Origin of the sequence: Hymenobacter amundsenii, from assembly GCF_002204745.1 — a bacterium.
GTDB classification, from domain to species: domain Bacteria; phylum Bacteroidota; class Bacteroidia; order Cytophagales; family Hymenobacteraceae; genus Hymenobacter; species Hymenobacter amundsenii.
In genome coordinates this window covers 23,794-45,007 of record NZ_NIRR01000009.1, presented here as the reverse complement: position 1 = coordinate 45,007, position 21,214 = coordinate 23,794, and the positions used below count along the sequence as shown (strand labels likewise).

At 62.7% G+C, this 21,214-nt stretch carries 17 protein-coding genes; 13 read left to right on the top strand and 4 right to left on the bottom strand.

The genetic code is table 11. From position 1 onward, the window contains the following. The 5 genes from CDA63_RS07690 to lgt all read left to right on the top strand — a co-directional run bounded on the left by CDA63_RS07690 (window position 1) and on the right by lgt (window position 3,347). Complete coding sequence (locus CDA63_RS07690; RefSeq protein WP_088463870.1) at window positions 1-699, top strand: DUF433 domain-containing protein; 699 nt, start codon at window positions 1-3, stop codon at window positions 697-699. Further along, a complete protein-coding gene (locus tag CDA63_RS07685; RefSeq protein WP_088463869.1) occupies window positions 683-1,081 on the top strand; it encodes a PIN-like domain-containing protein in 399 nt (132 codons plus the stop codon). The genes CDA63_RS07690 and CDA63_RS07685 overlap by 17 nt, the downstream gene beginning before the upstream one ends. Before the next feature lie 231 nt (window positions 1,082-1,312). After that, a complete protein-coding gene (locus CDA63_RS07680) occupies window positions 1,313-1,945 on the top strand; it encodes an RNA polymerase sigma factor (RefSeq protein ID WP_088463868.1) in 633 nt (210 codons plus the stop codon). Beyond that, a complete protein-coding gene (locus tag CDA63_RS07675) occupies window positions 1,938-2,237 on the top strand; it encodes a hypothetical protein (RefSeq protein WP_088463867.1) in 300 nt (99 codons plus the stop codon). Before CDA63_RS07680 ends, CDA63_RS07675 begins: the two co-directional genes overlap by 8 nt. Before the next feature lie 123 nt (window positions 2,238-2,360). Further along, window positions 2,361-3,347: a prolipoprotein diacylglyceryl transferase gene (gene lgt / locus CDA63_RS07670; protein WP_088463866.1), complete on the top strand. Its 987-nt coding sequence runs from the start codon at window positions 2,361-2,363 to the stop codon at window positions 3,345-3,347. A 143-nt stretch (window positions 3,348-3,490) separates the two neighbouring features. Here lgt and fbaA read toward each other — a convergent pair whose 3' ends face one another. The 3 genes from fbaA to yidD all read right to left on the bottom strand — a co-directional run bounded on the left by fbaA (window position 3,491) and on the right by yidD (window position 5,975). Next, window positions 3,491-4,579 carry a class II fructose-bisphosphate aldolase gene (gene fbaA, locus CDA63_RS07665; RefSeq protein ID WP_088463865.1) on the bottom strand — a complete coding sequence of 363 codons (1,089 nt, stop codon included), beginning with the start codon at window positions 4,577-4,579 and terminating at the stop codon, window positions 3,491-3,493. Between the two features lie 154 nt (window positions 4,580-4,733). Next, the gene (locus CDA63_RS07660) at window positions 4,734-5,615 is read right to left on the bottom strand and encodes an esterase-like activity of phytase family protein (protein ID WP_088463864.1); all 882 of its coding nucleotides are present in this window, start codon (window positions 5,613-5,615) and stop codon (window positions 4,734-4,736) included. Window positions 5,616-5,753: 138 nt separating this feature from the next. After that, window positions 5,754-5,975: a membrane protein insertion efficiency factor YidD gene (gene yidD, locus CDA63_RS07655; protein WP_088463863.1), complete on the bottom strand. Its 222-nt coding sequence runs from the start codon at window positions 5,973-5,975 to the stop codon at window positions 5,754-5,756. A gap of 168 nt (window positions 5,976-6,143) precedes the next feature. Here yidD and CDA63_RS07650 point away from each other — a divergent pair, with 168 nt between their 5' ends. The 8 genes from CDA63_RS07650 to CDA63_RS07615 all read left to right on the top strand — a co-directional run bounded on the left by CDA63_RS07650 (window position 6,144) and on the right by CDA63_RS07615 (window position 17,285). After that, window positions 6,144-8,456: a S46 family peptidase gene (locus CDA63_RS07650; protein WP_088463862.1), complete on the top strand. Its 2,313-nt coding sequence runs from the start codon at window positions 6,144-6,146 to the stop codon at window positions 8,454-8,456. Window positions 8,457-8,656: 200 nt separating this feature from the next. Next, window positions 8,657-10,360, top strand: a complete 1,704-nt coding sequence (locus CDA63_RS07645) for a ribulokinase (protein ID WP_088463861.1) — start codon at window positions 8,657-8,659, stop codon at window positions 10,358-10,360. A gap of 35 nt (window positions 10,361-10,395) precedes the next feature. Beyond that, on the top strand, window positions 10,396-11,733 hold the full coding sequence (locus CDA63_RS07640; RefSeq protein ID WP_088463860.1) for a family 1 glycosylhydrolase: 1,338 nt from the start codon (window positions 10,396-10,398) through the stop codon (window positions 11,731-11,733). A gap of 187 nt (window positions 11,734-11,920) precedes the next feature. Beyond that, complete coding sequence (locus CDA63_RS07635; RefSeq protein WP_088463859.1) at window positions 11,921-12,826, top strand: hypothetical protein; 906 nt, start codon at window positions 11,921-11,923, stop codon at window positions 12,824-12,826. Window positions 12,827-12,848: 22 nt separating this feature from the next. Next, window positions 12,849-15,035, top strand: coding sequence for a helix-hairpin-helix domain-containing protein (locus CDA63_RS07630; protein WP_242434599.1), 2,187 nt, complete (start codon window positions 12,849-12,851; stop codon window positions 15,033-15,035). Between the two features lie 213 nt (window positions 15,036-15,248). Continuing rightward, window positions 15,249-15,878 carry a hypothetical protein gene (locus CDA63_RS07625; RefSeq protein WP_088463858.1) on the top strand — a complete coding sequence of 210 codons (630 nt, stop codon included), beginning with the start codon at window positions 15,249-15,251 and terminating at the stop codon, window positions 15,876-15,878. 63 nt (window positions 15,879-15,941) lie between these two features. Continuing rightward, complete coding sequence (locus tag CDA63_RS07620) at window positions 15,942-16,580, top strand: hypothetical protein (protein ID WP_126546775.1); 639 nt, start codon at window positions 15,942-15,944, stop codon at window positions 16,578-16,580. 63 nt (window positions 16,581-16,643) lie between these two features. Then, window positions 16,644-17,285 (top strand): hypothetical protein, encoded by a 642-nt coding sequence (locus CDA63_RS07615; protein ID WP_126546774.1) that lies wholly within the window; start codon window positions 16,644-16,646, stop codon window positions 17,283-17,285. Window positions 17,286-17,522: 237 nt separating this feature from the next. Here CDA63_RS07615 and CDA63_RS07610 read toward each other — a convergent pair whose 3' ends face one another. Next, on the bottom strand, window positions 17,523-21,101 hold the full coding sequence (locus CDA63_RS07610; RefSeq protein WP_165768233.1) for a reprolysin-like metallopeptidase: 3,579 nt from the start codon (window positions 21,099-21,101) through the stop codon (window positions 17,523-17,525). Window positions 21,102-21,214 lie beyond the last annotated feature (113 nt).

Sequence of the window (21,214 nt, the reverse complement as noted above, 5' to 3'; positions counted from 1 at the left end):
GTGACGGCAAGTACCCTCAATCAACTTTATCAGGAGCGCGAAGCCTACCGGCTGCCGCTGTACTCGGCGCGGCAGGTGGCCCGGCTCACGGGCCTCGCGGCCTCGACGGTAAAGACCTGGACCCGCGCCGACGATCAGGAGGCCCTGGTGCAGGCAGCCAGCCCCGAGGGTTTGTCGTTCCTGAATCTGGTGGAAGTGCACGTGCTGGCCGCCATCCGCCATCAGCACGGGATTCCGTTGCAGCGGGTGCGCCACGCGGTGCAGTTCGTGCGCCAGGAACTCCAGGACGAGCATCCGCTGGCCCAGCATCAGTTTGAAACCGACGGGGTGGACTTGTTCGTGCGGGCGCTGGAAGACGAGAACCTGCTCATTAACGCTTCCCGGCGGGGCCAGATTACCATTCGCCAGCTCGTGGAAGCTTACCTGCGCCGCATCGAGCGGGCGGCCGATGGGTTTCCGTTGCGCCTGTTTCCGGTATACACCAGCGCCCCCGGCTTCGTGCCCGACGGCCTGCCGGCCCCCATCGTCGTCGACCCCCGGGTAACCTTCGGTCGGCCGGTGCTCACGGCCACCTACGTGCCCGTCGATGTGGTAGTTGACCAGTACCGGGCCGGCGATGCCGTGGCCGACATTGCTCGTAATTTCAACCTCCCGGCTTCGGCCGTGGAAGAAGCCATCCGGTATGAGCTCGGCGCCTAACCCCGTATTTTTCCTCGACCGTACCCTCGACACCGTGCTGGTGCGCGAGACCCTGCAACCGCAGCCCGACCAGTTTCTGCGCCACGCCGACCTGTTCGAACCTGATACGCCCGATGCCGACTGGCTGCCCGCCATTACAGCCCAGGGTGCCTTCGTGCTCACCCATGAACGCCGCCTGCACTACAACCCCCTGGAGCTGCGGGTGCTGCTGGGCAGCGGGGCCGGTACGTTTATTTTCGTGGCCAAAGGCCTCACCGGCGCCGGTCTGGCCGAGTGCGTGGTGCGGGCCCTGCCGCGGCTGCGTCGTTTCGCCCGGCGGCACCCGCGCCCGTTCGTGGCTAAAGTATACGTTGATGGCCGCATCCAGCGCGTTCTTTCCTGAACCTGAGAGACAGCGCCTGCAATTAGTATCTGATGTAGCGCGAAGCTCCAGCTTCGCGCTACACTCCTTCGTTTTATGGTTTTTATTGAGTTGCTTGTCAAGGGTTTATCGTATAATCACAAAGTTCGGTGCAAGTTTTTTACACTTGCCGGACCTAAGCTTCTGTAACCCCAATATCTGTGGCAACGTCCGGAGCTGGTCGCCTGCTGTTTCTACCTTTCTGCTGCCCGAGTGCATACGCTTCCGCTGCCTGCTTTTCAACGGTGCCCGCTTCCTGCGCGGCCTACTACTGTTGCCGCCGATGCCGAGCTGGTGGCGCAGTTGCAACGGGGTAGCGAGGTGGCATTCCGCATTCTGGTAGAACGCTACCAGAACCGGATTTACCGCACCGTATTGGCCTTGCTTCGTTCCCCGGAGGAAGCAGAGGACGTGGCGCAGGAGGTTTTTGTGGAAGTCTACCAGACCATTGGCCGGTTCCGGAGCGAAGCGTCGCTAACCACTTGGCTCTACCAATTGGCTACCTCGCGGGCCCTGAAAAACCTACGGCGGGCCCGCGCCAAAAAGCGCTTCGCCTATTTCACCAGCTTGCTAAGCCCCGATAACCGGGTGCTGTATGAGCCGCCGGACAACGAGCACCCGCAGGCGCAGCTGGAAGGCCGGGAGCAAGTAATTATGCTGCTGGCGCATATTGCCCGCTTGCCCGACCAGCAGCAGGTGGCTTTCACGCTGCGCCACGAGCAGGAACTGAGCTACGAGGAAATAGCCGCCATACTGCATACCACGGTGCCCGCCGTGGAATCGTTGTTGTTCCGCGCCCGAAAAACGCTCCGCACTCACCTTCAGCCTTCCCCGCGCCATGTCTGATTCAGCCCCTCGCCCCAATGCCGACGAAGACTGGGACAATCTGCTGCGCCACTGGCGAAACCAGCCGGCAGCTCAGCCCCGACCTTACTTTTATAGTCGGGTACGCGCCCGCCTCGACCGCGAAACGGCGGTGGCGCGTCTGCCGGTACCAGCGTGGTTGCGCTGGCCCGCCTACGCCGTGATGCTGGGCGCACTGCTCCTGCTTAGCGGCGACGATGCAACCCTATACTCGGTGAGTAGCGCCAACCAGAACAGCCCTGATCGGATTGAATTTCAGTCTGCTGCCGACTAACACCGCGTGCTTGTGGCCCCCACGCTACCCGGCCCGGAAGCCGGAAAGTGGCTTTACCGGGCCGAAAGCCTATTGTCTGAGTACCTTTGATTTCTTCTCATTTCTTTTGAAGCCATGTTATCTATGCTGAGTGCCATTCTCTGGAACCCTGACCCCATTATTGCCCACATCGGCCCGCTCACGCTGCGCTGGTATGGGCTGCTGTTCATGTCGGGCTTCGTGGTGGGCACGTTCATCCTGAGCCATATCTACCGCTCCGAAAAAGTTTCGCCGCGCTGGGTTGATGTGATTACGATTTACGTGCTGCTGGGCACCGTAATTGGGGCGCGGCTGGGCCACGTATTTTTCTACGACTGGGCCCAGTACAAGGACCAGCCCTGGGAAATTCTGAAAATCTGGCACGGCGGCCTAGCCTCGCATGGCGCTACCATCGGCATCATCTTCGCCGTCTGGCTGTTTAGCCGCAAAAATAAGTTCGACGTGCTCTGGACCCTCGACCGCATCGTGCTGGTGGTGGCCGTGGGCGGGGCGCTCATCCGGATGGGCAACCTGATGAACTCCGAAATCGTGGGCCACCCCACCGACGCGCCCTGGGCATTCACCTTCCCCCGCGACTACGAGCACCTGACCAAAGCCACCGCCGACCAGCCCGTACCCACCGGCTCGGCCGTGGTGCAGTACCAGCGCCAGCCCGATGGCGAAGCGCTGGTAACGGCTCAGCCAGCAGGGGCTACCGTGGCGGCCGGCTCGCTGGTGGCCGTGCCGCGCCACCCCACCCAGATCTACGAGTCGCTGTTTTGCGTGTTCCTGTTCGTGCTGCTCTACGCCATGTGGAACCGCACCAAGGAGCGCACCCCGCGCGGACAGCTATTCGGCTTGTTCGTGGTACTGCTGTTCGCGTTCCGGTTCTCCATCGAGTTTTTCAAGGAAGACCAAGTGGCCTTCGAGCAGGGCATGCAGTTCAACATGGGCCAGCTGCTAAGCATCCCGCTGGTGTTCGTGGGCCTTTACGTGCTCTACCGGGCCGGCCGCAACCCCAACAACCCCTACGGCTACGCCCCCCGGGATCTGGAGGAATACGAAGCCGCCGAAAAGAAAGCTGCTAGCTGATAGCCAACAGCTGTTAGCCTCTGGGTGGGAAAGATTCCAATTATTCTGCCCGAAAAAAGGCCCCGCACTCAACCAAGTGCGGGGCCTTCTTCGTTGACGAGCTAACAGCTAACAGCTAACAGCTAACAGCTAACAGCCAGAACCTAGTACCGGCGGTTCACGGCGTTCAGGTCTTCAAACGCCGACTTGAGGCGGGTGACGAAGCTTTCCTCGCCCTTGCGGAGCCACACGCGCGGGTCGTAGTACTTCTTGTTGGGCGAATCGTCGCCGGTGGGGTTGCCGATCTGGGCCTGCAGGAAGGCTTCGTTCTTCTGATAGTACTGGCGGATGCCGTCCCAGAAGGCCCACTGCATGTCGGTGTCGATGTTCATTTTGATGGCGCCGTAGCCGATGGCCTCGCGGATTTCCTCCTGCGTAGAGCCCGAGCCGCCGTGGAACACGAAGTTGATGGGCAGCTTGGCGTCGAGCTTGTACTTCTCCTTCACGAACTCCTGGGAGTTGTGCAGGATTTTCGGCTGGAGCTTCACGTTGCCGGGCTTGTAGACGCCGTGCACGTTGCCGAAAGCGGCAGCGATGGTGAAGCGGGGGCTGATTTTACTCAGCTCCTCGTAGGCATAGGCCACTTCCGAAGGCTGGGTGTAGAGCTTGCTGGAATCGACGTCGGAGTTGTCTACGCCGTCTTCTTCGCCGCCGGTTACGCCGAGTTCAATTTCGAGCGTCATCCCAATTTTGGCCATGCGTTCCAGGTACTCCTTGCAGATTTCCACATTCTCCTCAATCGGCTCTTCCGACAAGTCGAGCATGTGCGAGGAGTACAGCGGCTGGCCGTGCTGGGCGAAGTGCTTCTCGCCGGCTTCGAGCAAGCCATCAATCCAGGGCAGGAGCTTTTTGGCGGCGTGGTCGGTGTGCAGAATCACGGGCACCCCGTAAGCCTCGGCCATCAGATGAATATGCTGAGCCCCCGAAATAGCGCCTGCAATGCTGGCCTGCTGCTTGTCGTTGGGCAACCCCTTACCGGCGTAGAACTGCGCACCGCCGTTCGAGAACTGAATGATAACGGGCGAGTTCAGGTCGCGGGCGGTTTCCAGCACGGCGTTTACCGTGTCGGTGCCGGTTACGTTCACGGCGGGCAGGGCGTAGCCGTGCTGCTTGGCGTGCTCGAAAAGCTGCTGCACTTCGTCGCCGTACAATACGCCGGCGCGCAGGCCGGTAAGAGTGGTTTGATCAGCCATGTGCTGGAAGATAGGGGTTAGCGGTGGGGGTGGGGGAGAACCACACCGGGATTAGGAATTGAGTCAAATTTAAGGAAAAGAACTCGCCTTACCCAGCTCCGGTGCGCCCCGCCGCAGCGGGTGCCGCAGGGCAGGAGCAAGGCGGCCCCTAGCCCTACTTCAGCTCGTACTCGTAGAGGCCGCCTTGCTCGGTGCTGATGTAGAGCAGCGCATCGGTGGCGAACACGGCCCCTTCGGTCTGCCCCAAGCCTTTAAGCGAAATCCGCTCGGGCTTGGCTTTCAGGATGGCCGCCAGGTTTTCGCCTTCGAACACGAACATCTCCTCACGGGCCATCAGCACCAGCCGGCGGCCGTTGGGGCTGAGCGTGGCGTCGGTTACTTCACCCGAAATGGCAAGTTTGGTGAGCAGCTTGGCCGTATAGGAGCCCGGCCGGTCGGGTACCGTGTACACCTTGCTGGTTTCGCCTGCGCCCCGATCCTTGGTGAACAGGTACACCTGCCCGTCGTGCCAGAGCGTAGCCTCGGAGTCGAAGTTACGCTCCTTCTTCTTGGGCGGGAACTCGGTCTGGTCGGGATACTTGAGCTTGATTTCCTGGACAATTTTCGGGTTGAGCGGGTTGAGGCGATGAATCACCAGGTCGCGGCGGTCGTTGTTGTTGTTGCCCACGTCGCCGATGTAGAGGTTGCCCGCGTCGTCGCGGGTAATGCTCTCCCAGTCGCGGCTTTGCACCGGTACCTCAATCTGGGCCACTGTTTTGCCATCTTCAATATTGATTTTGAAGAGAATAGCCGGGTTGCCATCGTCGGAGTGGGTGTAGAGGGTGCCGGGCTCCCCGGTGAGGGCCAGCCCCGAGCTCTCGCGCACGTCGTCGAGCTTCGATACCTGTTTTAGGTGGTCAATTTCCGTGTCGTTATTGCCTTTCTCAGAGCCCAGGTTGAGGGTGTTGGAAGGGGACCCGGGCTGGCTGGGCTGGGCTTCGGAACAGCCGCTGAGTAGCGTGCCGGCCAAGGTGGCGGCAATCCATAGTGTACGCATGCGAAGGGTGAAATCAGACTAGAAAAAGCCGCCGGTCCGCAGGGCGCGGCAGCCACATCGGCTCTTGTACGGGTGGTAAATGAGGGGGTTGGCGTGGCAGTGAATGAGATAACGTCATTCACAGTCATTCATTCACCGCTACGGCACCGGATCGGGGCCGTGGGGCCCCCAAGGGTGGCAGCGGCTGATGCGGCGCAACGCCAGCCGGCCGCCGCGCCAGGGGCCGTACTTGGTAACGGCCTCCACGGCGTAGGCCGAGCAGGTGGGCACGAAGCGGCAGCTGGGCGGCGTAAGGGGCGAAATCAGGTGGCGGTACACCCAGAGCAGGCCCAGCAGCAACTGGCGGAACAGGTAAGTCATGCGTGGTAAAGGTAGGGGCGGGCGTTAGGTTCCCGCTGATGAAGCGCAGAGTTGTTCACAAATGATGCTACGGGCTGCCGCGCGTTTCTCCGCGCTGCTGTACGGGAAATGCTCCAAACACAATTCCGTAACTTCGCCGGTACCATTTCCCATCCATCAACCTGAATTATGCGCCAGAATCATTGGGTTAAAGCCCTGTTACTAACGCTGCTGTTGCCCCTCACGGCCCACGCCGACGAGGGCATGTGGCTTCCGCTCTTCATCAAGCGCCTCAACCAGGCCGATATGGAGAAGAAAGGCCTCAAGCTGACGGCCGAAGAAATTTACAGCGTCAACAATGCCTCCCTCAAGGATGCCGTGGTCCAGCTCGGTGGCTTCTGCACCGGCGAGTTCGTGAGCAGCCAGGGCCTGATGCTGTCCAACCACCACTGCGGCTACGACGCGCTGCAAACCCACAGCACGCCCCAGAACAACATTTTGCAGAACGGCTTCTTCGCTGCCACCAAGGCCGACGAGAAGAAGAATCCCGGGCTGTTCGTGGATATTCTGGTGCGGATGGAAGACGTGACGGCCAAGATGACCGAGGGCCTGAGCGCCACCACGCCCGAAGCCGAGCGCGTGGCCACCATCCAGCAGCGCCAGCGCGAAATGGCCGAAGCCGCCAAGGAAAACGGCCAGTACGTAGCCTACGTGCGCGATATGTTCGGCGGCAACGAGTACTACCTGTTCATCTACCAGCGCTTCGGCGACGTGCGCCTGGTAGGCGCTCCGCCGGAAGCCGTGGGTAAATTCGGTGGCGACACCGACAACTGGATGTGGCCCCGCCACACCGGCGACTTCAGCATGTTCCGGGTGTACGCCGACAAGGATAACAAGCCCACCGCCGGCCCCCAGGACGGTAACGTGCCCTACGTGCCCAAGAAGCACCTGCCCGTGGCGCTACAAGGCGTGCAGGAAGGCGACTTCGCCATGGTATTCGGCTTCCCCGGCCGCACCCAGCGCTTTCTGCCCGCCGCCGGCCTCCAACTCACCCTCGACCAGAGCAACCCGGCCCGCATCAAGCTGCGCGATACCCGCCTCAAGCTCTGGAAAGCCGACATGGACAAGAACCCCGACCTGCGCCTGCAGTACGCCAGCAAGTACGCCAACATCGCCAACTACTGGAAGTACTTCATTGGCCAGAACGAGGGCATGAACCGCCTGAAAACCGTGCAGACCAAGCGGGCCGAGGAAGCTGCCCTGGCCCAGTGGATTGCCCAGGACCCCACCCGCCAGCAGCAGTACGGCGAGGCCCTGACTACCATCGAGGACGCCTACAAAATCCAGCGCCAGTACAACCTGAGCACCCAGTACGTGAACGAGGGCGCTTTCGGCACCGAAATCATTACCCTTGCGGCCCGCATGATGCCGCTGGCCAGCGCCCTCAAAGGCGGCGACAAAGCGGCCATCAGCATAGCCACCGAAGGCTTGCAGGAAACGGTGAAGGATTACTTCAAGGACTACAGCGCCGCTACCGACCAGAAGGTGTTTGCTGCCCTCATGGGCCTCTACATGCAGGATGTACCCCAGGACCAGCAGCCCGACGTGTTTGCCATGGTGAAGAAACAGTACGGTGGCTCAATGGACAAATACGCCGCCTACGTGTTCGGTAACTCCTTCCTGACTTCGGAAGCCAAGGTGAAGGCCTTTTTGGCCAACCCGTCGCTGGCTAAGCTGGAAGCTGATCCAGGCTACAAAACCTACCAGTCGGTGTACACGAACTACGTGCAGACCATCTTGCCCAAGCTCCAGGCCTCGCAGGCCGGCCTGGGCCGTGCCAACCGCTTGTACGTGGCCGCCCTGCGCGAGAAAAACAGCCAGAAAGTGTACTCGCCCGACGCTAACTCCACCATCCGGCTGAGCTACGGCACCGTGCGCCCCTACGACGGCCGCGACGCCGTGCACTACGACTACCAGACCACCGCCCAAGGCATCCTGGAGAAGGAAGATGCCTCGAACCCCGAGTTCGTGGTGCCCAAGAAAGAGCTGGAACTGCTCAAGATGAAGGATTACGGCCGCTACGCCAACAAGCAGGGCGACTTGCCGGTAGCCTTTATTACCGATAACGACATCACCGGCGGCAACTCCGGTTCGCCCGTCATCAACGGCCGCGGCGAGCTGATTGGCATTGCCTTCGACGGTAACTGGGAAGCCATGACTGGTGACCTGGCCTACGACCCCGACCTCAAGCGCTGCATCAACGTGGACATCCGCTACGTGCTCTGGTGCATCGAGAAGCTGGGCGGCGCCAAGCACATCGTCGATGAAATGACGCTGGTCAACGGCGCCCCGAACCCCGGCATCGGCCCCGCCTCGGCCAGCACCAGCCTCCTGAACACGGGCATGGGCGACCTGGAAAAGATGAAGGTGAAAACCGAACAGGGCGGCAAAACTAAGATCAAGCGCAAAAACAAAAAGGAGAAGGATTCGGCTAAAATGTAGTCTGAAACCCTGCTTTTGCCCGCCAGGGCGGTTGCTCCCGAAGCTCCGGTACCGTTAGGTGCCGGAGCTTTTTGCTGGGGCATAGTGGCGGCTCGGGTTCCGGGGACCGGCTTTTTGCCTCTTGTCCGCGTAGTTTCCTTGTGCGGCCACCGCTGCACTTATCCTCCGCTGCCTTTCTCACCCTCTAAGCCTCCTTCATTATGCCTACTGCCGACTCCTATGTTATTGGCCTCGATTTCGGAACGTCGTCGGTGCGGGCCTTGCTCGTGGAAACGGGCACCGGCCGCGAGGTGGCGCAGGCCGTGCGTGAGTACCCGCGCTGGGAGGCTGGGGAGTTCTGCGACCCCGACCGCAACCAGTTCCGCCAGCACCCGCTCGACCACCTCGAAGGCCTCACGGCCGTGGTACGCGAGGTGGTAGCCTTGGTCGGTGACCCCACCCGCATCGTGGCGTTGGCCGTCGATGCTACGGCCTCCACACCCGGCCCGGTAAACGAGCAGGGCGTGGCGCTGGGGCTACTGCCCGAATTCGCCGATAACCCTAATGCTCTGTTCCTCCTTTGGAAAGACCATACGGCCGTGGCCGAAGCCACGGAAATCAACCAGAAGGCCCACGCCTGGGCTGGCCCCGACTTCACGAAGTATTCGGGCGGAGTGTACTCGCCGGAGTGGTTCTGGGCCAAAATAACGCGCATCGTGCGCCAGGATGATGCCGTGGCCCGGGCCGCCTACTCCTGGTTGGAACACTGCGATTGGGTGACGCTGGTGCTCACCGGCCAGCCGCTGGCCGAGCTCAAGCGCAGCCGGTGCGCGGCCGGCCACAAGGCCATGTGGCACCCCGAGTGGCACGGCCTGCCCCCCGAGGAGTTTCTGGTGCACCTCGAACCTCGCCTGGCCGGCCTGCGTGCCCGCCTCTACCAAGACACGTACACCGCCGACCAATCTGCCGGCACCCTCAGCCCCGAATGGGCCCAAAAGCTAGGCCTGCGCCCGGAAACGGTGGTGGCCGTGGGCACCGTGGATGCCCACGCCGGTGGGGTAGGAGGCCATATTGCGCCCTATACGCTGGTAAAAGTGATGGGAACCAGCACCTGCGACATCGTGGTGGTGCCCCCGGCCGATCTGGCCGGCCGGCCGCCGGTAGCGGGCATCTGCGGACAGGTGCTGGGCTCAGTCGTGCCCGGGATGGTGGGGCTGGAGGCTGGCCAGTCGGCCTTCGGCGACCTGCTGGCCTGGTTCGAGAACCTGCTGACCTGGCCGCTGGCCGCGCTGCTGGCGCGGGCCCAGGATCTGAGCCCCAAACAGCGGCGGCAACTCCGGCTCGATGCGGAAGAAAACCTGCTGGAGCTGCTCACTGAGGCGGCCGAGGCCCTCGGGCCCGAGCCCGGCCGCGAACTGGCCCTGGACTGGGTGAACGGCCGCCGCACGCCCGACGCCAACCACCAGTTGCAGGGCGCGTTGCGCAACCTCACGATGGGCTCCGGGGCTCCCGAAATATTCCGGGCGCTAGTGGAGAGCCTCTGCTACGGCTCGCGCCGGATTCTGGAGCGCTTCGAGGCCGAGGGCATTCGGGTGGAGCGGATTATTGGTATTGGTGGGGTGGCCCAGAAGTCATCCTACCTGATGCAACTCATGGCCGATGTGCTCAACCGCCCGATTACAGTGGCGGCCTCGCAGCAGGCCCCGGCCCTGGGTGCGGCCATGTACGCGGCCGTGGCTGCCGGCTGCTACCCCACCGTAGAAGCTGCCCAACAGGCCATGAGTAGCGGCTTTTCGGCTACCTACGAACCTAACCCGGCCCGCGCCGCCGCCTACGAACCCCACTATGCCGCTTACTTGGCGCTAGGCGACTTCATCGAGGAATCGGCCACCGGCCAGCTCAACAATTCGGCCGCTCAGTTGTAACTATCAACTCATCAAATTCACTTGTCCTATTCTGCATGGCCAAATCATTTCTGACTGACATTAAAAAACACTTTGGCGATGGCAATTATGCCGGCGACGAATTTGGCGGGGCCCGCGGCACCTCGGGGCAGGGGCTGCCCACCGGCGGCCCGGGCAACTTCATGTTCGCCACCGGCATCGAGTGCTCATACCCGACCATTGAACACGGCAAAGTGCGCCGCGATTTACTCGAAGAATGCGGCCACTACGAGCACTGGCAGAAGGACTTGCAGCTGGTGAAGGATCTGGGCCTGAAGGTGCTGCGCTACGGACTGCCCTACCACAAAACCCACCTAGGCCCCGGCGAGTACGACTGGGAGTTTGCCGACAAGGTGATGGCCGAAATGCAGCGCCTGGGCATCACGCCCATCCTGGATTTGCTGCACTTCGGCGTGCCCGACTGGCTGGGCAACTTCCAGAACCCCGAGCTGCCGGTGCACTTTGCCGACTACTGCGGGGCCGTGGCCGAGCGCTACCCTTGGGTGCGCTACTACACGCCCATCAACGAAATCTATGTTACGGCCAAGCTCAGCGCCAAAGACGGCATCTGGAACGAGCAACTGCGATCCGACGAGGCTTTCGTGACGGCCATCAAGCACCTGGTGGCGGCCAGCATTATGGGCAACCAGCAGATTGCCCGCCACCGCCCCGACTGCGTGATTGTGCAGAGCGAATCGGCCGAGTACACCCACGAGCTGCGCACCGAGCGCACACCCCATATTCAGCTCGAAAACAAGCTGCGCTTCCTCGCCCTCGACCTACTCTATGCCCATCATCCCGACGGCGAGGTATACCAGTATCTGCACGATAACGGCCTGACCCGCAAGGAATACGACTGGTTTATGGTAGGCGAGCCGCCCGGATACCAGATTATGGGCAACGACTACTACGGCCGCAACGAGCGCATGATTCTGCCCAATGGGGAGGTGCTCACGGCCTCCGATGTCATGGGCTGGTTCAACATCACCCACGACTACTACCTGCGCTACCACAAGCCAGTAATGCACACCGAAACCAACGTCTTCGACCCTGAACAGGCTCCCACCTGGCTTTGGAAGCAGTGGGTGAACATTTTGCAGATGCGCAAGCTGGGCGTGCCGGTGCTTGGCTTCACCTGGTATTCGCTCATCGATCAGGTCGACTGGAACCGGGGCCTGGAGGCAAAAGAAGGTACCGTAAACGCCTGTGGCCTCTACGATATGGACCGCAACCCCCGCCCCGTAGCCGAAGCCTACCGCCAGCTGCTGCAGGAGTACGGTCAGATTACCATCATCCCTCACGGCGAGCTGTTTGAGCAGAACAGCCGCCCGGCCACGTTGAAAGTGGAAATTTGAGGATTATTCAGTCCGTAAAATAGTGCTTGGTCGGCGGCTGAATTGCCCTTGCCAGCACCGTTACCCAAAGGCCCGCCCCGCGAAATCAGCGTGGAGCGGGCCTTTTTGCTGGAATAAACCGGGCAAATTTGCGGAGTTGCTGCCGACTGCCTACTTTCCAGCAGTTCAATTGCTTATCCGCTATTTTATGGTGAAACTATACTTATGCCTGGCCCTGGGGCTGGGGGCACTGCCGGCGGCCCACGCCCAGGGCCCCGGCTTGTGGGGCGCCCGTGCGGCCGCCTTGGGCCAGATTGGCTCTGTACTGGCCGACGACGGCTGGGCCGGGGCCAGCAACGCCGCCGCGCTGGGCCAACTCAACCGGCCCACGGTGGGTGTGGGGGCCGAAAACCGCTACCTGCTGCCCACCCTCAATACTGCTTCGCTGGTGATGGCCGTGCCTATTGGCTACCGGAATAATGCCGCTCCCGCCGCACCAGTGGCGGGCGTAACCGCCGCCGTAGCCGGGGCCGATGCGCCGCGCTATGGCACGCTGGGCTTCACGGCCCAGCGGTTTGGGGGCCAGCTGTACTCCGAGCAGCGGCTGGGGCTGGGCTACGGCTACCAATTAGGCACCGTGCGGGTGGGGGCACGGGTGGAAGTGCTGCAAACCAGCATTCAGGCTCTTGGTAGCCACCGCACGGTTGCCGCCTCGCTGGGCGGGCAGGCCGATATCATTCCGCGCAAGCTCACTTTCGGGGCCACGCTCTACAACTTCAACCAGGCCCGGCTGGCCGAGTACCAGGACGAGCGCCTACCCACCGTGCTGCGGGCCGGGCTAGCCTGGCGGCCCGCCGAAAAAATGTTGCTGCTGGTGGAAACCGAGAAAGACGTGGAGCAGGATGCCGACTTCAAGGCCGGCCTCGAATATCTGCCGCTGCCGGCCTTAGCGTTGCGGGCCGGCCTGAGCACGCTCACCAGCCAGCTGACGGGCGGCGTGGGCCTGCGCACCGGAGCCTTCCGCATCGATTACGCGGCCGGCTGGCACGAAACCCTGGGCCTGAGCCAGCAGCTAAGCGCCGCCTACGTGTGGGCCAAACCCAGCCGGCCATGAGGACGGGAGTGGCGGGTAAAATGTGGCCCGACTTCAGTCCGTAGCCCGCTTATTAGGTTCTGTTTTTACGGCCGGGCTACGGACTAAAGTCCGGGCCATAGTTGCCAGCGCCGTGGTGCTGGTTGCGCTGCTGCTCCAGTCTGCTGCTGCCCAGGCTCAGGAATTCCCGCGCCCGCCGCTGCCCGACCTCGACCGGCTCACTCAGGAGCTGTTCGCCGAAATCCAGACCGATGAGAACAGCGTGCCCTACGAGGACCTCTACGAAACGCTGCTGCTCTACTATCAGACCCCGCTCAACCTCAACGTCGCCAGTCGCGACGAGCTCCGGAGCCTGCTGCTGCTCTCCGAAACCCAGATAACGCACCTGCTGGAGCACCGCCAGCAAAACGGCCTGCTGCTGAGTTTGTACGAGCTGCAAAGCGTGGAGGGCTTCGATTTGCGCACCATCTACCGCATCGCGCCTTTCGTGGCGGTGTTGACTGCCGACCCCAACGCGGCCCGGGGTAGCCTATGGCAGCGCATCCGAAGCGAAGAAAACAACGCCCTGTTTCTGCGCTACGAGCGCACCGTGCAGGGCCGCCCTGGCTACGGTGCCGCCGACACCACGAGCACCGGCCGCCCCGCCACCCGCTACCTGGGCTCGCCCGACAAGCTGCTGCTGCGCTACCGCGTGAGCCGGAGCCGCGATTTCAGCCTGGGTTTCACGGCCGAAAAAGACGCCGGCGAGCAGCTCGTCTGGAACCCCGCCACCCGCCGCTACGGGGCCGATTTTTACTCGGCCCACTTTGTGGTGCAGGAGCGGGGGAGACTGAAAACGCTGGCCCTGGGCGACTACCAGCTGCAGTTCGGGCAGGGGCTGCTGCTCTCGTCGGGGTTCGTGGTGGGCAAAGGGGCCGAAACCATTACCACGTTGCGCCGCAGCTCGGTGGGCGTACGGCCCTACGCCTCGGTGCTCGAAAACTCGTTTTTTCGGGGTGCAGCGGCCACGGTGGCCCTTACGCCCACGGTGCGGGCCACCGTGTTCGGCTCCCGCAAGCGGGTTGATGCCTCCATTCAGCAGGCCCGCGATTCGCTGGCCGAGTTCCGCGAGTTCACTTCTGGGCTGCAGCTCTCGGGCCTGCACCGCACGCCTACCGAGGTGGCCAACCGCGCCGCCCTGCAGGAAACCGTACTTGGCGGCCACGCCCAGTACACCAGCCCCAACAGCGACCTGCAACTGGGCCTTACGGCCGTTAATACCCAGTACGATAAGCCCGTGCAGCGCCGCGATGCGCTGTATAACAAGTACGAGCTACGCGGCGGCCATAACTTGGCCCTGGGCGCAAACTACAGCTATGTGTGGCGCAACCTGCTGCTGTTCGGCGAAACGGCCCGTAGCTCGGGCGGCGGCCTGGGCACCGTGAACGGGCTGCTGGCTAGCCTCGCGCCGGCCGTCGATGTGTCGGTGCTGCACCGCCATTACGCCCGCAACTTCCACACGCTCTACGGCAACGCGTTCGGGGAGAATTCGCGCAACATCAACGAGAGCGGGCTGTACCTGGGCCTGAAAGTGCGGCCGGCGCCCCGTTGGGAGGCTTCGGCCTACTACGACCGGTTCCGCTTCCCGTGGCTGCGCTACCAGGTCGGGGCCCCCAGCACCGGCCACGACTGGCTGCTGCGCCTCACCTTCAGCCCCACCAAAACCAGCCTGCTCTATGCCCAGCTCCGCCAGCGCACCAAGCCCTACGATGCCGACACGCTGCGGCCTGTACCCTTACTCGTGCCCACCCGCCGCCGGAGTCTGCTTTTCTACTACGATACCCGCCCACTGCCCGCCCTGAGCCTACGCACCCGGGTGCAGGGCACCGAGTACCGCGAAGACGGCGGCCCCGCCCGCCACGGCTACGTGCTGGCCCAGGACGTAACCGTGCAGCCCCTGCGCCGCCTGCGCCTCTCGGCCCGCTACGCCCTCTTCGACACCGACGACTACGACACCCGCCAGTACGTGTTCGAGCAGGACGTGCTCTACGCCTTCTCCATCCCGGTACTCGCCGGACAGGGCACCCGCACCTACGTGCTGGCCCAGTTCGAATGCAACCGCCACCTCACCCTCTGGCTCCGCTACGCCGACACCCACTACCGCCACCAAACCACCGTCGGCTCGGGCCTCGACGAAATCCAGGGCAACCGCCGCTCCGACGTGAAAGCTCAGCTGCGGTACCGGTTTTGAGGATATGTATTAGGGGCTTGGGCGGTGCGCCATTCGTCCGCTCGGTCGCAATATCGTATATCTCAAAAGTCCGCAATAGAAAGGCGAAAACTGAATGCTATGCTTGTATAACCGTATTTATTGTCGGTTTGTAAAGTCTGATTAAGAACGACTTTTGATTTTGCACGGCTTGGGAAAGAGGTATACTTGAAGTATTCCTGTCAACTTACTGCCATGCGCCATTTTATCCTCATTTCAATAAGTGCCGCGCTGCTGCTGAGCGGCTGCACTAAACAAGGCCCCACGTTAGTGTCGGGCCTGGTGGTGGACAAGGATACGGATCAGCCCGTGCCTAACGCCGAGGTGCAGGTGCACGCCTTTTCGGGCGGGGGCAGCAGCGGAGGCGGGGGCTACGGCCCGGCGCTGGGTGGTCCCTACCGGGCCGATGCCGACGGCAAGTTCGCCTTCACCTTCGAAGCCGATAGAGGCAAGACCTACAGACTGGACGCCTACGGCCCGCTGGGCCACTTCTCGGTCGATCAGGGGGTGGAGGTAGCCAACGGGCGCACTAACCGCAACCTGCGAATCCCCGTGCAGGCCCCCGGCTGGGTGCGCGTGCGCATTATCGACGAGCCGCCGACCATTAGTGAAGGAGTATTGATCATAGGAGGTATAGGCCCGAAAGGTTACACCTTTAGGCTTCCGCTCCAACAAGTGGAAACCTTCGTGATTGCTACTGGTGCTAATATCCCAAGTAGGCTATCTTGGACTGTCACACTATATGAAGAGAAAACCACTACCGATTATCATCAAAACATTACTATTCCCAGCCTCGACACGGTAACCGTTACCATCCGTTTTTGAACGGTTTTGCAATGTGTAAGCTGCTGCGATACATCAACTATGGTTCCCTTCCAGCCTTTAGCCATGCTTCGTTCTTATTTGCTTTCGAGTAGTGCCGCGCTGTTGCTACTGCTACTGAGCGGCTGCATTAAACAAGGCCCCACGTTGGTGTTGGGCCTGGTGGTGGACAAGGATACGGATCAGCCCGTGCCCAACGCCGAGGTGCAGGTGCACGCCTTTTCGGGCGGGGGTAGCAGCGGGGGCGGGGGCTACGGCCCGGCGCTGGGTGGCCCCTACCGGGCCGATGCCGACGGCAAGTTCGCCTTCACCTTCGAGGCCGATAGAGGCAAGACCTACCGCCTCGACGCCTACGGCCCACTGGGCCACTTCTCGGTCGATCAGGGCGTGGAGGTGGAGAATGGCCGGACCAACCGCAACCTGCGAATCCCCGTGCGGGCCCCCGGCTGGGTGCGTGTGCGCATTATCGACGAGCCGCCTACTGCTAATGAAGGCCAAATAATAGTGGGAGGATTTGGCAATCCAGGTTATTCATCAGGTTTATCACTAATGCAGGATGAAACATTTGTACGCTATATAGGAGCCCATATTCCAAGCAAAGTTTCTTGGATAATAAAGGATTACGCTCGGAAAACAGAGATTGAGGGCCATCAAGACATCAATATTCCCAGCCTCGACACGGTAACCGTTACCATCCGGTTCTAAACGGTTTTGCAATGTGTAAGCTGCTGCGATACATCAACTATGGTTCCCTTTCAGCCTCTAGCCATGCTTCGTTCTTATTTGCTTTCGAGTAGTGCCACCCTGTTGCTGCTGCTACTGAGCAGTTGCGGCAAAGAGGGTCCCACGTTGGTGTCGGGCCTGGTGGTGGACAAAGATACGGATCAGCCCGTGCCCAATGCTGAGGTGCAGGTGCACGCCTTTTCGGGCGGGGGCAGCAGCGGGGGCGGGGGCTACGGCCCGGCGCTGGGTGGCCCCTACCGGACCGATGCCGACGGCAAGTTCGCCTTCACCTTCGAGGCCGATAGAGGCAAGACCTACCGCCTCGACGCCTACGGCCCGCTGGGCCACTTCTCGGTCGATCAGGGCGTGGAGGTGGAGAATGGCCGCACCAACCGCAACCTGCGAATCCCCGTGCAGGCCCCCGGCTGGGTGCGCGTGCGCATTATCGACGAGCCGCCTACCATTGGCGAGGGAATGTTATTCGTGGGATGTATAGGCCCTAAGGATTATAATTTCAGACTTCCGCTCCAACGAGAGGAAAGCTTCGTGATTGCCACTGGTGCTAATATTCCAAATGCATCCTTGTGTTGGACTGTAAGGCAAGATGTTGGAAGAACAGTTACTGAATACCAACAGAAACTTACTATTCCCAGCCTCGACACGGTAACAGTTACCATCCGTTTTTGAATGGTTTTATCTAGTTCGGGACCTTCGCGAAAGGGGCTGTAGGCTTGTAGCGCGAAGCTTCTGCTTCGCGTTTCGCAGCACGAAAGCGACTGATATAGCCAGCAACGAAACGCGAAGCAGAAGCTTCGCGCTACTGCCGCTTCGTGTAAGCTCTGCCCCCTTCATAAACACCTGTAAAACCATACGGCCACCCCACGCAAACTGCGGGGTGGCCGTATGGTTTTACGCGCTAAGGCGCTACTGTTTCAGCAGCCGCACTACGCTCGTGCCGCTGGGCAGGTCGAGGTGGAGGTGGTAGATGCCGGTGCGCAGGTCGCTTAAGTCGAGGGTGGTTTGCAGGGTGGGGGTGGTTTTGCTGAGCGAGCGGGCCAGCACCTGGCGGCCCACGGCGTCGGTGACGCGCAGCGTGACGGGGCCGCGCTGGTCGTTGGCGATGCGCACCTCGAAGCGGCCGGCGCTCGGGTTGGGGCCTACCTCGATGCCCTGCCGGGCGGCGGCCACCGCGGCCGTAATCACGGAAATCGTCTGGCAGCTCTCGTTCGAGTAGGCCGACGCGCCGGTGGCATTCACAGCCCGCACCCGGTAGCAAAACTGGCCGTTGGTGGTCACCTTATCGGTGTAGAAAACCGTGTTGGCCGGCAGGGTCGCAATCTTGACGAAGCCCGTGCTGCCCACCCGGGAGCGTTCGAGCTCGAAGCCGGTTTCGTTGGTCGATCTGTCCAGCCACAGCAGGTCGATGTCGGCTACGTTGCCCGCCACCACGGGGGCCAGGGCCGTGAGCGACTGGGGCGCGGCCGGTACCTCATCGAGGGTGCAGAGTTCCAGGGCCCAGCCCGTAAGTGTGCCGCCGTTGCCGGGCTTGTTGTCGATGATGGTGAGCGTCCAGTTGCCGGTGGCCGGGTCGTTGAGCAGTTCGCCCAGCGAGTTGACGGGGCGCACCGTGGAACCCCCGACGAGCGGGCAAGCCGGTGGGGCCGTAGCGGCATCATCGAAGCTCAGGTTGAGGTTGCCGGTGCCGGGGCAGGTGCGCAGGAACAGCACCGCCCGGCGGCCGGCCGGGTTGGTAAGCGAAATTTCCAGCTCGCTTACGTCGGGGTGCGTAATGGCCAGGTTGCGCACCCGGATATTGGATACGCGGTTGGGGTTGGTGACCGGAATAACCGACGTGACGGTGGCCGCGGCCGTGGCCGAAATGGTCTGGGGCACATTGGTGGCGGCTATGGTCTGGCAGGTCTGGCTGCCAGTCGTGAACGACACCACGGCCGAGTACGGGGCCGGCCCGCACTCGCCCACGGCCCGCACCCGCACGTAGTAGGTGGTGTTCGGCCGCAGCTCGGTAGGGGGTACGAAGCTGTTGGCCAGCAGCCCGGTCTGGGTGATAACGCCCGAAGTGAAACCGGCGTCGAGGGCCAGCTGCACATCGTAACCGGAGGAGGCGGGCACCGAACTCCAGCTGATAACCGGGCGCAGGGTGGTGGGCCCGCTGGTGGCGGTGGGAGCCGTAATGGTTACCGCCTGCGTGAGCAAAGGCCGGACAACCACCCGCACATCGAGCGTTCGGACCACGCCACCGCTGCTGCCGGCCAGCTGAATAATGTAGGTGCCGGCCGCCGTGCCAGCGGCCGCGCTGATGGTGGCCGTGGTGCCGGCTCCGGCGGCCACGGTAGAGTTGGCATACGCAACCGTAAGGCCAGTTGGCAGATTAAGCGCCGACAGCGTTACCGAACCCGCAAAGTCCTGGAGCTGGCCCACCGTGAGGGCCAGGGTGGCCGAGTTGCCGGGGCAGATGCTCAGGGCGCTGGCCGGCCCGTTGGGGCCCTGCAGGAAGAAGGTGGGCCCGGTAGGTACCTCAATCTTGAAATTCTGGTCCGATACGTCGAAGAAAATTCCGCCCGTGGCCTGCACCTTGATACGGGCCAGGGACGTGGCCGCCACGCCGGCGGGCAGCGTTACGTTCTCGTAGCCGTCGTTGGGCGTGCCCGCCAGCAGGGTGGTCGGGAACGTCAGGCCGCCATCAGTGGAAAGCAGAATATCGACGCTGGCCGCGCCGATGGGGACCTGGGTGGTGTTGGCCACGTCCCAGGATACTTGCTGGGGGGCGCCCACCAGCCAGGTGGTAGCCCCCGAGTTCGGGGCCGTCAGCACGAAGGGGCCGGCCGTAGGCACCACCACCACGTGCATCGAATCGTAATCGACCCCGCCGCCGCCAGCCCGGTTGTCGCGGGCCACGAGGCGGAAGATGAGCCGACGGCCGTAGCTGGGCAGCAGCTCCCCCCGGGTCTGGGTGTTGTTGAGAATGTCGGCCAGGCGCGGGAAAGTGCGGGCCGGGCTGGTGGAAGGCGAGAAGGTGCGGAAAATCGGGGCGTCGCCCGAGGGCGCGTTCGGGGCCCCGGCCGGACCTAGGTTGTACTGCTCCCAGGAGTAGGTGAGGGCGTCGTTATTGGCATCGGTGGCCGCGCCGGTAAGCGTGAAGGGCGTGCTGACGGGAATGGCGTAGTTACGGCCGGCATCCACCACGGGGGCCGCGTTGCCGGTGGCCGTGGCCACGGCGCAATTGCCCGCCCCCGTAATGTGGGCCACAATCTGGTCGAAGCTGCGGGAATGAAAGTAGGGGTCGGAGTTGGGCTGAAGGTTGTCGGTCCCGCAGATGCCGGCGTAGGCCATGATGGTGGTGCCTGAGCCCGGCTCGTAAGCCGAATTGGCCGAGCGGTTGCTGCCCCCGCACGAGTTGGTGGTGCTATTAAAGGTGTGGTCGCCGCCGAACTGGTGGCCCATTTCGTGGGCCACGTAGTCCACGTCGAAGGCGTCGCCGATGGGGTTGCGGGTGCCGGTTACGCCCCGGGCCTTTCGATCTGCAATGCACACCGCCGGCCGCTGGGCCACGCCCCCGCCGTTGGTGCTGAACACGTGGCCGATATCGTAGTTGGCCGTGCCGATGCTGTCGTCGACGGTGCGCTGGTTCTGGCCCAGCATGGCACTCCCACTGTCGTTTGTGTAGGGGTCGGTGGCCGCATCAAAGAAAATCAGCTTGTCGTTGTTGGCCACGATGACCATGCGCACGGCTACCTCGCGCTCATAAATACCGTTTACGCGGTTCATGGAGGTAGCCATGGCCGCCATCACGCTGGCCTTGGTGCCGCCATGGAAAGCCGAGTACTCGGCCGTGGCGGCCAGCGCCAGCCGGTAGGTGCGCAGGGTGCTGCCGTTGGCCGCCGCCGCCCGTTGGGCATCGGTCAGCCTCACCTCGGGCTCCGTGCCATCGGAAGCCGGCACGGCGCACACGAAGGCGGGCATGAGCATGTTGCGCCGCTCGAACACGAGGTGGGTTTTGCTGCCTCGGCCGGTGGGGTCGATGTACACGGTGTAACCGGCGGCCAGAATCTGGGCGTGGAAGCCCTCGGGCGTGATATCGAGGCGGGCGGTGGCGGTGGCATCATCCAGGCCCTGGGCCATGTACGTCCGGATGCCGGGGTAGCGGGCTGCCAGCGCCGGGGCCAGCGTGGGCACCTGCTTCACCCGGAAGCGCTGGGCCGTGCCATCGGGCAGGGGCAGCGAAATGACGGTGCCCGCGCCCCGGTTGGCGGTGCGCTCGGCCGGGGCCGTGCGCAACACGGCCCCCACGGCCTCCAGCTGGAAATCAACGGTCCGGAAGTGGGTGAGGGCCTGGGTGGTGGGGCGGGCGGCGGCGGGCATCTGAGCCGCATCGGCCCAGAGTACGCGCTGGGCCTGGCCAGCGGTGGCGGTACCCAGTAGCAGGGCCCCACCGGCCAGCAAGAGCCGTCCGGCCCGGCCCATCAGGGCAACTAATGTTGTCATAGAAAGCAGAGAAAAAGCGCGCGGCCCACTCCGGGCTGGCATCGCCCGAAGGCTTGCCCGAAGATAGAATTTTTGCGGGCCAGAAGCGCCATATAATTCGGCCAGCGCCCGCG

What these genes read in the sequence shown, in the direction of transcription:
- CDA63_RS07685 (WP_088463869.1), top strand. Translation starts at nt 683, where the DNA reads ATGAGCTCGGCGCCTAACCCCGTATTTTTCCTCGACCGTACCCTCGAC.
- CDA63_RS07675 (WP_088463867.1), top strand. Translation starts at nt 1,938, where the DNA reads ATGTCTGATTCAGCCCCTCGCCCCAATGCCGACGAAGACTGGGACAAT.
- lgt (WP_088463866.1), top strand. Translation starts at nt 2,361, where the DNA reads ATGCTGAGTGCCATTCTCTGGAACCCTGACCCCATTATTGCCCACATC.
- fbaA (WP_088463865.1), bottom strand. Translation starts at nt 4,579, where the DNA reads ATGGCTGATCAAACCACTCTTACCGGCCTGCGCGCCGGCGTATTGTAC.
- CDA63_RS07660 (WP_088463864.1), bottom strand. Translation starts at nt 5,615, where the DNA reads ATGCGTACACTATGGATTGCCGCCACCTTGGCCGGCACGCTACTCAGC.
- yidD (WP_088463863.1), bottom strand. Translation starts at nt 5,975, where the DNA reads ATGACTTACCTGTTCCGCCAGTTGCTGCTGGGCCTGCTCTGGGTGTAC.
- CDA63_RS07650 (WP_088463862.1), top strand. Translation starts at nt 6,144, where the DNA reads ATGCGCCAGAATCATTGGGTTAAAGCCCTGTTACTAACGCTGCTGTTG.
- CDA63_RS07645 (WP_088463861.1), top strand. Translation starts at nt 8,657, where the DNA reads ATGCCTACTGCCGACTCCTATGTTATTGGCCTCGATTTCGGAACGTCG.
- CDA63_RS07640 (WP_088463860.1), top strand. Translation starts at nt 10,396, where the DNA reads ATGGCCAAATCATTTCTGACTGACATTAAAAAACACTTTGGCGATGGC.
- CDA63_RS07635 (WP_088463859.1), top strand. Translation starts at nt 11,921, where the DNA reads ATGGTGAAACTATACTTATGCCTGGCCCTGGGGCTGGGGGCACTGCCG.
- CDA63_RS07625 (WP_088463858.1), top strand. Translation starts at nt 15,249, where the DNA reads ATGCGCCATTTTATCCTCATTTCAATAAGTGCCGCGCTGCTGCTGAGC.
- CDA63_RS07620 (WP_126546775.1), top strand. Translation starts at nt 15,942, where the DNA reads ATGCTTCGTTCTTATTTGCTTTCGAGTAGTGCCGCGCTGTTGCTACTG.
- CDA63_RS07615 (WP_126546774.1), top strand. Translation starts at nt 16,644, where the DNA reads ATGCTTCGTTCTTATTTGCTTTCGAGTAGTGCCACCCTGTTGCTGCTG.
- CDA63_RS07610 (WP_165768233.1), bottom strand. Translation starts at nt 21,101, where the DNA reads ATGACAACATTAGTTGCCCTGATGGGCCGGGCCGGACGGCTCTTGCTG.